This window comes from Pseudoflavonifractor sp. An187, from assembly GCF_002160275.1.
Lineage (GTDB): Bacteria > Bacillota > Clostridia > Oscillospirales > Oscillospiraceae > Enterenecus > Enterenecus faecium.
Window position 1 is genome coordinate 36,982 of the sequence record NZ_NFKG01000002.1, and the last position, 13,136, is coordinate 50,117.

A 13,136-nucleotide genomic window follows, 5' to 3' on the forward strand; every position below is an offset into this window, starting at 1 on the left:
TAGTTATAGAGGGAATCAGGCTTTCAGCTTCTGGATGCCCAGCTCCATGCGGCGCAGGGTCTCCTCCTTGCCCAGAATGTAGCACAGCTCCACAGCGCCGCCGGGGGTGACGGTCTTGCCGGCGATGGAGATGCGCAGGGGCCACATGAGGGTGGCGTTTTTCACGCCCAGAGACTCGGCCAGCTGGATGAGGGTGTCGTGGATGCCCTCCTGAGTCCAGCTCTCCAGAGCGGAGAGGACAGGGACGGTCTTCTCCAGCATGTCCAGGGACACCTCAGAGTTGGTCTTGGACTTCTTGTTGGTGAACAGCTCCACGCCGTACTCGGGGAGCACATCGAAGAAGTCCACCTTCTCGGGAATGTCGGTGAGGCGCTCGCACCGGGCCTGGAGCAGGGAGGCGATGACGTCGGCGTCATAGGCCTCGTTGGTGACAGCCTTACGGATGTAGGGCCGGGCCACCTCAGCAAAGGCCTCAGGGGTCATGGAGCGCAGGTAGGTGGCGTTGAAGTAGTTGAGCTTCTCCATGTCGAAGGCGGAGGGGGACTTGGAGATGCCGGAGATTTCAAACGCCTTCACCAGCTCGTCCAGAGTGAAGAACTCCTGCTCGCTGAGCTCACCGTGGGGGGCCCAACCCAGCAGGGAGACATAGTTCACCACAGCCTGGGACAGATAGCCCATCTGGATGAGGTCCTCGTAGGAGGGGTCGCCTTTGCGCTTGGACATCTTGCGCACGGCCCCGGTCTCGGGGTCGGTGATCATGACAGAGGAGCAGTGGACATAGGTGGGAATCTCCCAGCCGAAGGCCTCGTACAGCAGGTTGTACTTGGGGGCAGAGGAGAGGTACTCCGCGCCACGCACCACGTGGGTGATGCCCATGAGGTGGTCGTCCACCACGTTGGCGAAGTTATAGGTGGGCAGACCGTCCCGTTTCAGCAGCACCTGGTCGTCCAGGGTGTCGTTGTCCACGGTGATGGCGCCGTACACGGCGTCCATAAAGGTGGTCTGGCCCTCGTGGGGGATGCGCTGGCGGATGACATAGGGGTCACCATTGGCCAGACGAGCGGCCACTTCCTCGGGGTCGAGGTTGCGGCAGGGGTCCTCTTCCTTCTGGAAGTTGCCCTCTTCCTCCTCGGTCTCCTCGTGCTTGTCGCAGAAGCAGTAGTAGGCGTGACCGCGCTCCACCAGCAGCTTGGCGTACTCGGCGTAGAAGGAGCGGCGCTGGGTCTGGATGTAGGGGCCCACGGGGCCGCCCACGTCGGGACCTTCGTCCCAGGTCAGGCCGCAGGCGCGCATGGTATTATAGATGATCTCGGTGGCGTCCTCCACCAGACGGCCCTGGTCGGTGTCCTCAATGCGGAGGATGAACTTGCCCCCGGCGTGGCGGGCGATGAGGTAGGTGTACAGGGCGGTGCGGAGATTGCCCACGTGCATGTAGCCCGTGGGAGAGGGGGCGAAGCGGGTGCGCACCCCGTCGTGGGGGATGCGGGCTTCCATATCGTCAAACCATTGCTGATTGAGAGCCATGTCAATCAAAACCTCCAGTTTACAGTGTGTCCCCATTATAGCCTCCAGGGGACGGTTTGGCAAGAGGCAGACAGATTGCACAAGGAAATGGCGGGAAAAAGAGTAAAAAATAGATAGGTGAATCTGGGCGTTTTTCCTTGACGAGAGGACGATTTTGTGCTACAATCCCAAATTGTGCTGATATGCCAAAAAGGAGGTCTGCTTGGATGCTGACCAAACTGGAACAAGCCGGCAAGGTTGTGGGCGTCAAGCAGGTTCGCCGAGCCCTGAAAGATGGGCGGGCGACGGGAATCTATCTGGCACGAAATGCCGATCCCGCCCTCACCGAGCCACTGGCTCAACAGGCCCAGGAGCAAGGGGTGGAGGTCCACTGGACGGACACCATGAAGGCTCTGGGACATGCCTGCGGCATCGCCGTGGGAGCTGCGGTAGCGGCAACCGTATAATTTTCTTGATTTTAGCGAATAATCTTATGAGAGTTCGTTAAAATATATATTCATTGAAAGGAGGAAAATCATGCCTACTTTTAACCAATTGGTGCGCAAGGGCCGTGAGAAGACTACCTACAAGTCCAACTCTCCCGCCATGCAGCATGGTCTGAACACCCTGAAGAACAAGGAGACTGACCTGCCCTCCCCTCAGAAGCGCGGCGTCTGCACTGCCGTTCGTACTTCCACTCCTAAGAAGCCGAACTCCGCTCTGCGTAAGATCGCTCGTGTGCGTCTGACCAACGGCTATGAGGTGACCGCCTACATCCCCGGTGTTGGCCACAACCTGCAGGAGCACTCCGTGGTGCTGATCCGCGGCGGCCGTGTTAAGGACCTCCCCGGCGTGCGTTATCACATCATCCGTGGCACTCTGGATACCCAGGGCGTCAATGGCCGTATGCAGGCCCGTTCCAAGTACGGTGCCAAGCGTCCCAAGGCCGGCAAGGGCGGCGCTAAGAAGTAATTCTTACCCCACCTGTGCATCTAACTTGCTTACTGCGCTGACTGCGCAAGGCAAACTGCGCCTTGCCGAGCGTTTATTCCATATATATGTGGGTAGACCTCGGACAGGCATGACACAAGCCCCGGCCATCGGGGCCTGAGTACCTATGAATTCTATTTTATTAAGAAGGAGGGAAGCAAAGTGCCCAGAAGAGGAAACGTACCCAAGCGGGAGGTTCTGCCCGATCCGCTGTATAATTCCGTCTTAGTCACTAAGCTTGTTAACAGCATCATGCTGGACGGCAAGAAGGGTGTTGCCCAGAAGGTCGTCTACGGTGCCTTTGACATCATCAAAGAGAAGACCGGCCAGGAGCCCCTGGAGGTGTTCAACGCTGCCATCGAGAACATCATGCCTTCTCTGGAGACCAAGTCCCGTCGTGTGGGCGGCTCCACCTATCAGGTGCCCATGGAAGTGCGTCCCGAGCGTCGTCAGACCCTGGGTCTGCGCTGGCTGACCACTTACTCCCGCAACCGCGGTGAGAAGACCATGAAGGAGCGTCTGGCGGGCGAGATCATGGACGCCGCCAACAACACCGGCTCCGCCGTGAAGAAGCGTGAGGACACTCACAAGATGGCTGAGGCCAACAAGGCCTTCGCTCACTACCGCTGGTAATCCGGGAGGAACAGAGATATGGCTACTAGAAAGACTTCTCTGCAGAATACCCGTAATATCGGTATCATGGCTCACATCGATGCCGGTAAGACCACTACGACCGAGCGTATCCTGTACTACACCGGCGTGAACTACAAGATCGGTGAGACCCATGATGGTACCGCCACCATGGACTGGATGGCTCAGGAGCAGGAGCGTGGTATCACCATCACCTCCGCTGCTACCACCTGTTTCTGGAGCGGTTCTGCTCAGCAGTTCCCCCAGACTCGTATCAACATCATCGACACCCCGGGCCACGTGGACTTCACCGTTGAGGTGGAGCGCTCCCTGCGCGTGCTGGACGGCTCTGTGACCGTCATGTGCGCCAAGGGCGGCGTGGAGCCCCAGTCCGAGACTGTGTGGCGTCAGGCCGACCACTACCGGGTGCCTCGCATGATCTACGTCAACAAGATGGACATCATGGGCGCCGACTTCTACAACGTGCTGAACATGATCCACGATCGTCTCAAGTGCAACGCTGTGCCCATCCAGCTGCCCATCGGCGCTGAGGACACCTTCCGCGGCATCATCGACCTGGTGGAGATGAAGGCCGACGTGTACTATGATGATCTGGGTAAGGACATGCGCGTGGAGGAGATCCCCGCCGACATGATGGAGCTGGCCCAGGAGTACCGGACCAAGCTCATCGACGCCTGCGCCGACATCGACGACGAGATCATGATGCTGGCTCTGGAGGAGGAAGAGATCCCCACCGATATGATCCGCAAGGCTCTGCGCCGTGGTACCATCGACAACCTGCTGGTGCCCGTGGTGTGCGGTACTTCTTACCGCAACAAGGGCGTGCAGAAGCTGCTGGACGCTATCGTGGACTTCATGCCCTCCCCCCTGGACATCCCCGCCATCAAGGGCGTGGATCCCGAGACCGAGGAAGAGGACGAGCGTCCCGCCGACGACAACGCCCCCTTCTCCGCTCTGGCCTTTAAGATCATGACCGACCCCTATGTGGGCCGTCTGTCCTTCATCCGTGTCTACTCTGGTAAGCTGACCACCGGTTCCACCGTGCTCAACTCCACCAAGAAGCAGAAGGAGCGCATTGGCCGCATCCTCCAGATGCACGCCAACCACCGTGAGGACATCGAGGAGGTCTTCTCCGGCGACATCGCCGCCGTGGTGGGTCTGAAGAACACCACCACCGGTGACACCCTGTGTGTGGAAGATCACCCCATCATCCTGGAGTCCATGGAGTTCCCCGAGCCCGTGATCCGCGTGGCCATCGAGCCCAAGACCAAGGCTGGTCAGGAGAAGATGGGCATCGCTCTGGCCAAGCTGGCTGAGGAGGACCCCACCTTCAAGACCTACACCGACGAGGAGACTGGTCAGACCATCATCGCCGGCATGGGCGAGCTGCACCTGGAGATCATCGTGGACCGTCTGCTGCGTGAGTACAAGGTGGAGGCCAACGTGGGCGCTCCCCAGGTCGCCTACAAGGAGACCATCAAGAAGAGCGTGGAGCAGGACACCAAGTATGCCCGTCAGTCCGGCGGTAAGGGCCAGTACGGCCACGTCCGCATCACTGTGGAGCCCAACGAGCCTGGCAAGGGCTATGAGTTCCTCAATGAGATCACCGGCGGTGTCATTCCCAAGGAGTATATCCCCGCTGTTGACGCTGGTATCCAGGGTGCCATGCAGGCCGGTGTTCTGGCCGGCTACCCCGTGGTGGACGTGAAGGTCCACCTGACCTTCGGTTCTTACCACGAAGTGGACTCCTCCGAGATGGCCTTTAAGATTGCCGGTTCCATGGCCTTTAAGGAGGCCTGCCGCAAGGCTGGTGCCTGCCTGCTGGAGCCCATCATGAAGGTTTCCGTCATCGTGCCCGAGGACTACATGGGCGACGTCATCGGTGACCTGAACAGCCGCCGTGGCCAGATTCTGGGCATGGAAGCTCGTCCCGGCGCCCAGCAGATCGACGCTCTGGTGCCTCTGAGCGAGATGTTTGGCTACGCCACCGACCTGCGTTCCCGCACTCAGGGCCGTGGCCAGTACTCCATGGAGCCCCACAGCTATCTGGAGATCCCCAAGAACATCGCTGAGAAGATCATTGCCCAGCGTGGTCGTAAGGACGACTAAAAATCTTAATAGCCGGGAAAAAATCTGTTGATTTTTTCCCAGCGATAGGATAAAATAGGCCCATAATGGGTCTGGATGAATGAATCCAATTTTATTGAAGTATAAGGAGGAAACTCAAAATGGCTAAGCAAAAGTTTGAGCGTACTAAGCCCCACGTCAACATCGGCACCATCGGCCACGTTGACCACGGCAAGACCACCCTGACCGCTGCCATCACCAAGTACCTGGCTCTGAAGGGTCAGGCTCAGTACGAGGACTATTCCAGCATCGACAAGGCTCCCGAGGAGCGTGAGCGTGGTATTACCATCAACACCGCCCACGTGGAGTACGAGACCGACGCTCGTCACTATGCCCACGTTGACTGCCCGGGCCACGCCGACTATATCAAGAACATGATCACCGGCGCTGCTCAGATGGACGGCGCTATCCTGGTTATCGCTGCTACCGACGGCCCCATGGCTCAGACCCGTGAGCACATCCTGCTGGCCCGTCAGGTGGGCGTGCCCGCCATGGTCGTGTTCCTGAACAAGTGCGACCAGGTCGACGACGAGGAGCTGCTGGAGCTGGTGGAGATGGAGGTCCGCGAGACCCTGTCCGAGTACGAGTTCCCCGGCGACGAGATCCCCGTCATCAAGGGTTCCGCTCTGAACGCTCTGACCTGCGAGTCCGGCGACATCAACGATCCCGACTTCGCCTGCATCAAGGAGCTGATGGACGCTGTTGACAGCTACATCCCCACTCCCGACCGTAAGGCTGACCTGCCCTTCCTGATGCCCGTTGAGGACGTGTTCACCATCACCGGCCGTGGCACCGTTGCTACCGGTCGTGTGGAGCGTGGCCAGGTCAAGATGGGCGACAAGGTGGAGATCGTTGGTCTGTCCGAGGAGAAGAAGGACACCACCATCACCGGCATCGAGATGTTCCGCAAGCTGCTGGACTACGCTGAGGCTGGCGACAACATCGGCGCTCTGCTGCGTGGTATCGACAAGAAGGAGGTCGAGCGTGGACAGGTTCTGTGTGCTCCCGGCTCCATTCACCCCCACACCAAGTTCGTTGGCCAGGTGTACGTCCTGTCCAAGGAGGAAGGCGGCCGTCACACCCCCTTCTTCAACAACTATCGTCCTCAGTTCTACTTCCGTACCACCGACGTGACCGGCGTCATCACTCTGCCCGAGGGCACTGAGATGTGCATGCCCGGCGATAACGTCGACATGAACGTTGAGCTGATCACCCCCATCGCCATCGAGAAGGGCCTGCGCTTCGCTATCCGTGAGGGCGGCCGTACCGTTGGCTCCGGTGTTGTTATCGACGTCATCAACGACTAATTTTTAGTTGTTCCCAAAAGAGCGGCCTTCGGGCCGCTCTTTTATTTTACACAGCAAAAATAATTTAAAAACAAAAAGTGAAATACGAAAAATACCGAGAACTGACAGTTCTCGGTATTTTAAACTTTCCATTTTGAAACATGATTGCAACAACACGGGTGAAAAGAGAACATCAATCTGAGGAAGAATCCGGGTCAGGTGTTGCTAGACCATTCTTGGTAGATTCAGGAACCTGTATCACTAGGTCGCTTTCATCCGATAGATATTTTTGAGAACTACTTTTGGACAAATCATAACTTTGCATGGACTGTATAAAGTCGGTGCTGCTTTGATCACCACCGGAAGGGAACAGATGTTCTGCGATTTTACTAGGAAGTATAATGATAACACTTAGTATGCTAGCCAGACCTGTGAGAGCAGCACCTAGATCGGCCAAAGAAATATTTTCTTTTTTGGAAACATTTAAAATTGTCTGCCCTCCAAAATAAATTGTGATAACATAGGTACTACATACAATCAAAAAAAAGAAAATTTTAAGAATGAGTTGAGATATATCCGTACGGCGCTGATTATTTACATAATGTTGGAGCAGTTTGACATATTCTCGATCACGGTTTAGGTGATTACGAGAATACTCTAAATTTTTGGTATCTATCAAACTTCTTGTATCCTTTTTTTTAACAGTCATAGTAAATCATCATCTTTCGTATAGAGATAGAATCAGCTGTCATATGTGTCCATGTTGGGGTTGGACATTGCGTTTACAATACTAGCAACTTCTACACGAGACATACCTTTGCGCTTGATAACAACTTCACTTCCAGCCAGTTGAGCAGGTGTTTCAGCGGTAAATCGTGTGATATCACGTAGAGTTTTCCCAGACTGTCGCCCAACATAAAGCTCAGCGTTATGTTGAAAGACGATATAGCGAGGCTTTTTATTTTGGCTAGAGGTAGAAACGATTTTAACTGGTGTTGTGGAGGAAGTACGGATGGCTGGGGAGGAATGGGATACAGATACCTCTGCGTTTCTTAGAGAAGTAGTGGGCCTAAAATCTGAAGTAATAAAAGAATGTCTTTTGTGCTGATTACGTTTTGGGTTGTTTTGATGATAGCTTTTTTTTCCTAATCTCATATATATTCTCATCTCCTTTGTATAGATGGTAATAAACATTTCTATGCACCTCCAGTTTACCATATTGGAAGATTTACTTCAATCAAGAACCTGAATTTTGTATACACTCCTTAGAAAATCTTTCTCTAGAAATTCAAAAAGTGAAAGAAAGGGTAAGATTAGTTTGGTGTATTTTTCATTGAGGATACCCTTTGTCTATGGTAATATGATTATATAATAAATAGAAACGAGGGTTGCTTATGCCATGGAACAATCTCACGGAATTGCTGAGCCAGTTGGTGGACTTTGCCGTGGGGAAGATTCTGATTATTGTGCCAGTAGTTGTGGTCAGCTTGATCGCCATCAAGATCATTATGAAATTGGTGGACCGGATGCTGGGCCGCCTTCCCACAGACGAGACTATTAAGACCCTGGTCCGCACCTCCATCAAGATCCTGCTGCTGGCGGTGGCGGCCATTGTCCTCATGAGCTGTCTGGAGATTCCAGTCACCTCCTTTGTGGCCCTGCTCTCTGTGGCAGGCTTGGCACTGTCCTTGTCCATCCAGAACTTCCTGTCCAACGTGTTTGCCGGCCTCCAGCTGTTGGCCTCCAAGCCCTTCAAGGTGGGGGACTACGTGGACGCAGGTAACTGCTCCGGTACCGTGTATGAGATTGGCCTGTTCTATACCAAGCTCACCAGCGTGGACAACAAGCTCATCCAGCTGCCCAACAGCACCATCGTGGGTTCCAATGTGGTCAACTACTCCAGCCAGACCCACCGCCGGGTGGAGATCAAAGTCACCGCCTCCTATGATGCACCCACCGAACAGGTGAAACAGGTGTTGTCCAAAGTGGTGGGGGACAATCCCCTGGTGGACCGGGAAAAGCCCATCATGGTGCGGGTGAACAACTACCAGGACAGCGCCATCGAGTATATCATCCGGGTCTGGTGTGCCAATGAGGACTATTGGACGGTGCACTATGATCTGATGGAGGCCATCAAGCCCGCCTTTGATGCCAACAACATTGAGATGACCTATCCACACCTGAACGTGCACATGATGAAAAACTGAAGGAAAAAGCAAAATGGGTCTGTGGAACACCACAGGCCCATTTTCGTCTAGATGGTGGCGGAGGCAGCAGGAGAGGGGGCGGGGGAGGGAGCAGCAGAAGGCGCAGGGGACGGCGACGCAGACGGGGCCGCCGATGCGGCGGGGAATTCCAAGGTGCTGACAAAGCTGCCGTCAGCGGCCTGAATGTGTCCCCCAATCAAGGTCCCGTCACACACCAATAGCACTGCCTGCACATCCGACCGCCCGGTGGGATGGTTAGAGACTTGATAGACATACCGCTGGACCCGCTGGCCGCAGTAGTTCTCCAGGTCAAAGCCCTGCTGACGCTGCAAGGTCTGATAGGAATCATAACTCTCATCCAGGGTGTCCGGGATGAGCAGTTCTTGGGTGGAAACTGCCTGGTCTCCCACCGTCCAGCCCCGTTGCTGGAGATAGGTGACCCGGGCCGAGTTGTCCTCCATCCCCGACACAGAGGCTGAGGTGGGCACTGCTCCCCCATTGAGACTCAGAACCAGTGCCACCACCAGCACCAGACAGCAGCACAGAACACTGACGCCCCCCGCCATCAGTCGGCGCCGGGGAATGCGAGCCGTGACAATGAGCATGTTGATTCCTCCCGTCTTCATGGACTCATACACAGGATGGATATGTATTTTCCCGGGAAAATATGATACAATTTCTACAACCATACCACACAAGGAAAAGGAGAAGGGATATGGAGCGATTGGACAAGCGGCTGGCATCCACAGGACGGTGGAGCCGGAAGGAGGCAAGGGAGCTCATTCGGGCGGGCCGGGTGCAGGTGCAGGGCCAGGTGTGCCGCAGCATTGACCAGAAGGTGGAAGAGGACGCCCTGGTGGCGGTGGACGGCACTTCCATCGGAGCGGCGGGACCGGTGTATCTGATGCTGCATAAGCCTGCCGGGGTGGTGTCTGCCACGGAGGACCGGGAGGAGAAAACCGTTCTGGACCTGCTCCCAGACCCCTATCCCGCCATGGGGCTATTTCCAGTGGGAAGGCTGGACAAGGACACGGAGGGGCTGCTGCTCATGACCAACGACGGACCGCTGGCCCATCGTCTGCTCGCTCCCAAGCGCCATGTGGACAAGGTATATTATGTGGAAGTGGACGGAATTCTGGACCAACAGGACGTGGAGGCGGTGTCCCAGGGCATTGTATTGCGGGATGGATACCAGTGCCTACCGGGAAAACTGGAACTTCTAGAAGGGAATACTTCGGCTTATATCACCATTCGAGAGGGAAAATATCACCAAATCAAGCGGATGATGGCAGCCCGTGGGAAACCGGTATCTTATCTAAAACGCATAAGGTTTGGGCCCCTCCAGCTGGACCCGCAACTGGATAAAGGTGGTTGGAGAGCACTAACCCAGGAGGAATTGCAAGAGCTTTTCCGTCAATGAGACGAAAGTTATGGCAATATCACCAAAAAAATTAAAAAAAACTATTGAAGTCGGCGGGACAAACCGATATAATATCATTTGTGAAAATAAACAAGGCAGTGGGAAGCGTCAAACTGCCAGGAAAGGGGATTGCGCAATGTCCAGCCGCATTTTCCAGAGCATCGTTCTCCAGATGAAGGATTGCTCCGACCGAGCCATCGGAGTCATCGACGAGCAGGGCACCGTACTGGCATGTAACGAATTGGCTTACATTGGTGAGAAGTGGGGGAATGTACCCGCACTGTTGGCTGCCGAAGGGGACAACATGGTGGTGAGCAACGGCTTCACCTTTAAGGCCATGTCCGGTTGGAATGGTCAGTTTGACTATGCCGCCTTTGTCCGGGGCGAAGATGAACAGGCTGCCACCATGTGCGCCATGGCCACCATCGCGCTCAACGGTGCCAAGACCTATTATGAGGAGAAGCACGACAAGGCTACCTTTGTCAAGAACATCCTGTCCGACAACATCCTCCTGGGCGATATCTATGTCCGGGCCAAGGAGCTGCACTTCGTCTCCGAGGTGCCCCGGGTGGTCCTGTTGGTGCGCCAGCTGGGTGTGCCCGACGTGTCCGCCGTGGATGTGATGACCAACCTGTACCCCGACCGTCAGACCGACTTCGTTCTCTCCCTCAGCGAGACTGACGTGGCCCTGGTCAAGCAGCTCAGCGAGCACACCGACGCCCGGGACGTGTACAAGATCGCCCAGAACATCCAGGAGACCCTGCTGCGGGAGCTGGGAATCAAGACTGTTGTGGGCATGGGCACTGTCGTGGGCCATGTCCGGGATCTGGCCCGGTCCTATAAGGAGGCCCAGGTGGCCATCGAGGTGGGCAAGGTGTTTGACACCGAGCGCTCCATCATCAACTATGAGAATCTGGGCATCGGCCGTCTGATCTATCAGCTGCCCACCACTCTGTGTGAGATGTTCCTGCAAGAGGTCTTTAAGAAGAACCCCATTGATGCCCTGGACCAGGAGACCCTGTTCACCATCAACAAGTTCTTCGAGAACAACCTCAACGTCTCCGAGACCGCCCGTAAGCTGTTTGTCCACCGCAACACCTTGGTCTATCGACTGGAAAAGATCAAGAAGCTCACCGGCCTGGACCTGAGAGAGTTTGACGACGCCATCACCTTCAAGGTGGCCCTGATGGTCAAAAAGTATCTGGTTTCCCGGGGAATTGAGTCCTAATTTGTCACCTGTTCAAAGAGCACCTGGTTCCAGGTGCTCTTTTCCTATTTACATATATGGGCATAAATTGTTGACACAGGTCAAAGGGCAGTATATAATAAAAAAAGATATGTGTAACAAATGGTTACAAATAGTTACTACGGAGAGGTCAATTCCATGATACGAATGGTGGACGTTTATAAAGAATATGACAACGGCACAAAAGCCATAAAAGGACTGAATTTACGGATAGATGACGGAGAATTCGCTTTTCTGGTGGGGCCTTCCGGCTCAGGTAAATCCACCATCATTAAGCTTTTGACGGCGGAAGAATTTGCCACCAAGGGACGCGTGATGGTAAATGGTTACAACCTCAGCACCATCAAGCGCCGCCAGATTCCCAAGATGCGCCGCACCCTGGGTGTCATCTTCCAGGACTTCCGACTCATCGACAAAAAGACGGTGTGGGGCAATCTGGAATTTACCATGCGCATCATCGGCGCCACCAACCGGGAGATGAGAAAGCGCATTCCTTACGTACTGGACCTGGTGGGCTTGAGCGACAAGGCCAAAGCCTACCCCAACGAGATGAGCGGCGGCGAGCAGCAGCGTGTGGCCATTGCCCGAGCCCTGGTGAACAATCCCCAGATGATCATCGCCGACGAGCCCACCGGAAACCTGGACCCCCAGCGCTCCCTGGAAATCATGACGCTGCTGGAGCGCATCAACTCCATGGGCACCACCATGCTGGTGGTCACCCACGAGCGAGGCCTTGTCAATCATTTCTCCAAGCGTGTGGTGGCCATCCAAAACGGAGAACTCATCAGCGATGAAGAGGGAGGCTACTACAAACTATGAGAAAACGGCGAACCAACCTTGGATATTTTATCAGCGAGGGATTTCACAGCATCTTCTCCCACGGGCTGATGTCCTTTGCCGCTGTGTGCATGATTGTGGCTTGCCTCATTATCATGGGCTCCTTTAGTTTGCTGGCCCTGAACGCCGACCAGGTGATGAGCCAGCTGGAGAGTGAAAACGTCTTTTACGCCTACATCGACGAGAACTATACCGATGAACAGATTACCGAGCTGGAGGCCAAGGTCAAACAGATCGACAACGTGGCCTCGGTGGAGTTTGTCAGCCGGGAACAGGCCAAGGAGGAATACCTGGGAGGCCGCACCGAGGAGATGTTTGTGAACATGCCCGACGAGGTGTTCCGGGACCGCTTGGTCATCCACGTCTATGATCTGGAGAAGTTCTCCCAGACGGTGGATGAGGTGTCCGCCCTGGAAGGGGTGGCAGATCACCGGGCGGAGCAGGATTTGACCGACGCATTTATCACCGTGCGAAATGTGGCCACCGCTGTGGCAGGCATTCTGATCGGCATTTTGGCGGCCATCTCCCTGTTTATCATTGCCAATACGGTACGCCTGGCGGCTTTTGCCCGCCGGGAGGAGATCGCCATCATGAAGATGTGCGGTGCCAGCGACAGCTTCATCCGCTGGCCCTTCGTCATTGAAGGTATGCTGTTGGGCCTGTTTGGCGCCCTGTTGGCCTTCTTTGCCCAGTGGGGCATTTACGCCGGGGTGTACAAAGCGGTGATGACCAGCAGTGCCGCTACCATCGTCATTCCGGTGACCTTCGGGGCGGTTTGGTATTGGGTGCTGGGGGTCTTTGCCCTGGCAGGTGTCCTCATTGGTGTGTGCGGCTCTGGCCTGGCCATCCGCCGCTTCCTGCGTGTGTAA

Annotated in this window: 14 protein-coding genes; 10 read left to right on the plus strand and 4 right to left on the minus strand. The window is 55.4% G+C overall.

What is annotated here, in order from left to right:
* Positions 1–15 precede the first annotated feature (15 nt).
* Positions 16–1,524 carry a glutamate--tRNA ligase gene (gene gltX, locus B5F22_RS01775; protein WP_087390155.1) on the minus strand — a complete coding sequence of 503 codons (1,509 nt, stop codon included), beginning with the start codon at positions 1,522–1,524 and terminating at the stop codon, positions 16–18.
* Positions 1,525–1,730: 206 nt separating this feature from the next.
* Here gltX and B5F22_RS01780 point away from each other — a divergent pair, with 206 nt between their 5' ends.
* The 5 genes from B5F22_RS01780 (at position 1,731) to tuf (ending at position 6,578) form a co-directional block, all read left to right on the plus strand.
* Entirely contained in the window at positions 1,731–1,970 is a 240-nt protein-coding gene (locus B5F22_RS01780; protein WP_087229075.1) for a ribosomal L7Ae/L30e/S12e/Gadd45 family protein, read from the plus strand.
* Between the two features lie 70 nt (positions 1,971–2,040).
* Entirely contained in the window at positions 2,041–2,475 is a 435-nt protein-coding gene (rpsL, locus tag B5F22_RS01785; protein ID WP_087229072.1) for a 30S ribosomal protein S12, read from the plus strand.
* A gap of 180 nt (positions 2,476–2,655) precedes the next feature.
* Positions 2,656–3,126 carry a 30S ribosomal protein S7 gene (gene rpsG, locus B5F22_RS01790; protein ID WP_087229069.1) on the plus strand — a complete coding sequence of 157 codons (471 nt, stop codon included), beginning with the start codon at positions 2,656–2,658 and terminating at the stop codon, positions 3,124–3,126.
* Positions 3,127–3,144: 18 nt separating this feature from the next.
* Positions 3,145–5,253, plus strand: a complete 2,109-nt coding sequence (fusA, locus tag B5F22_RS01795; RefSeq protein WP_087390158.1) for an elongation factor G — start codon at positions 3,145–3,147, stop codon at positions 5,251–5,253.
* Between the two features lie 119 nt (positions 5,254–5,372).
* Positions 5,373–6,578 (plus strand): elongation factor Tu, encoded by a 1,206-nt coding sequence (tuf, locus tag B5F22_RS01800; protein ID WP_087229063.1) that lies wholly within the window; start codon positions 5,373–5,375, stop codon positions 6,576–6,578.
* Positions 6,579–6,750: 172 nt separating this feature from the next.
* On the opposite strand, the gene B5F22_RS11920 is transcribed toward tuf, so the two are convergent.
* Together B5F22_RS11920 and B5F22_RS11925 are read right to left on the minus strand one after the other, a co-directional pair.
* Positions 6,751–7,266 carry a hypothetical protein gene (locus tag B5F22_RS11920; protein WP_143482151.1) on the minus strand — a complete coding sequence of 172 codons (516 nt, stop codon included), beginning with the start codon at positions 7,264–7,266 and terminating at the stop codon, positions 6,751–6,753.
* Positions 7,267–7,298: 32 nt separating this feature from the next.
* Positions 7,299–7,751 carry a hypothetical protein gene (locus tag B5F22_RS11925; protein ID WP_143482152.1) on the minus strand — a complete coding sequence of 151 codons (453 nt, stop codon included), beginning with the start codon at positions 7,749–7,751 and terminating at the stop codon, positions 7,299–7,301.
* A gap of 200 nt (positions 7,752–7,951) precedes the next feature.
* Between B5F22_RS11925 and B5F22_RS01805 the strand changes: the two genes are divergently transcribed.
* Positions 7,952–8,764, plus strand: coding sequence for a mechanosensitive ion channel family protein (locus tag B5F22_RS01805; protein WP_087390161.1), 813 nt, complete (start codon positions 7,952–7,954; stop codon positions 8,762–8,764).
* Positions 8,765–8,811: 47 nt separating this feature from the next.
* On the opposite strand, the gene B5F22_RS01810 is transcribed toward B5F22_RS01805, so the two are convergent.
* Positions 8,812–9,369: a DUF4830 domain-containing protein gene (locus tag B5F22_RS01810; protein ID WP_158096573.1), complete on the minus strand. Its 558-nt coding sequence runs from the start codon at positions 9,367–9,369 to the stop codon at positions 8,812–8,814.
* Positions 9,370–9,479: 110 nt separating this feature from the next.
* Between B5F22_RS01810 and B5F22_RS01815 the strand changes: the two genes are divergently transcribed.
* From B5F22_RS01815 to ftsX, 4 genes are all read left to right on the plus strand, one after another.
* Positions 9,480–10,184, plus strand: a complete 705-nt coding sequence (locus B5F22_RS01815) for a 16S rRNA pseudouridine(516) synthase (RefSeq protein WP_087390167.1) — start codon at positions 9,480–9,482, stop codon at positions 10,182–10,184.
* A gap of 136 nt (positions 10,185–10,320) precedes the next feature.
* On the plus strand, positions 10,321–11,412 hold the full coding sequence (locus tag B5F22_RS01820) for a helix-turn-helix domain-containing protein (RefSeq protein WP_087229054.1): 1,092 nt from the start codon (positions 10,321–10,323) through the stop codon (positions 11,410–11,412).
* Positions 11,413–11,568: 156 nt separating this feature from the next.
* Positions 11,569–12,249 carry a cell division ATP-binding protein FtsE gene (gene ftsE / locus B5F22_RS01825; protein ID WP_087229050.1) on the plus strand — a complete coding sequence of 227 codons (681 nt, stop codon included), beginning with the start codon at positions 11,569–11,571 and terminating at the stop codon, positions 12,247–12,249.
* Entirely contained in the window at positions 12,246–13,136 is an 891-nt protein-coding gene (ftsX, locus tag B5F22_RS01830) for a permease-like cell division protein FtsX (RefSeq protein WP_087229047.1), read from the plus strand. The genes ftsE and ftsX overlap by 4 nt, the downstream gene beginning before the upstream one ends.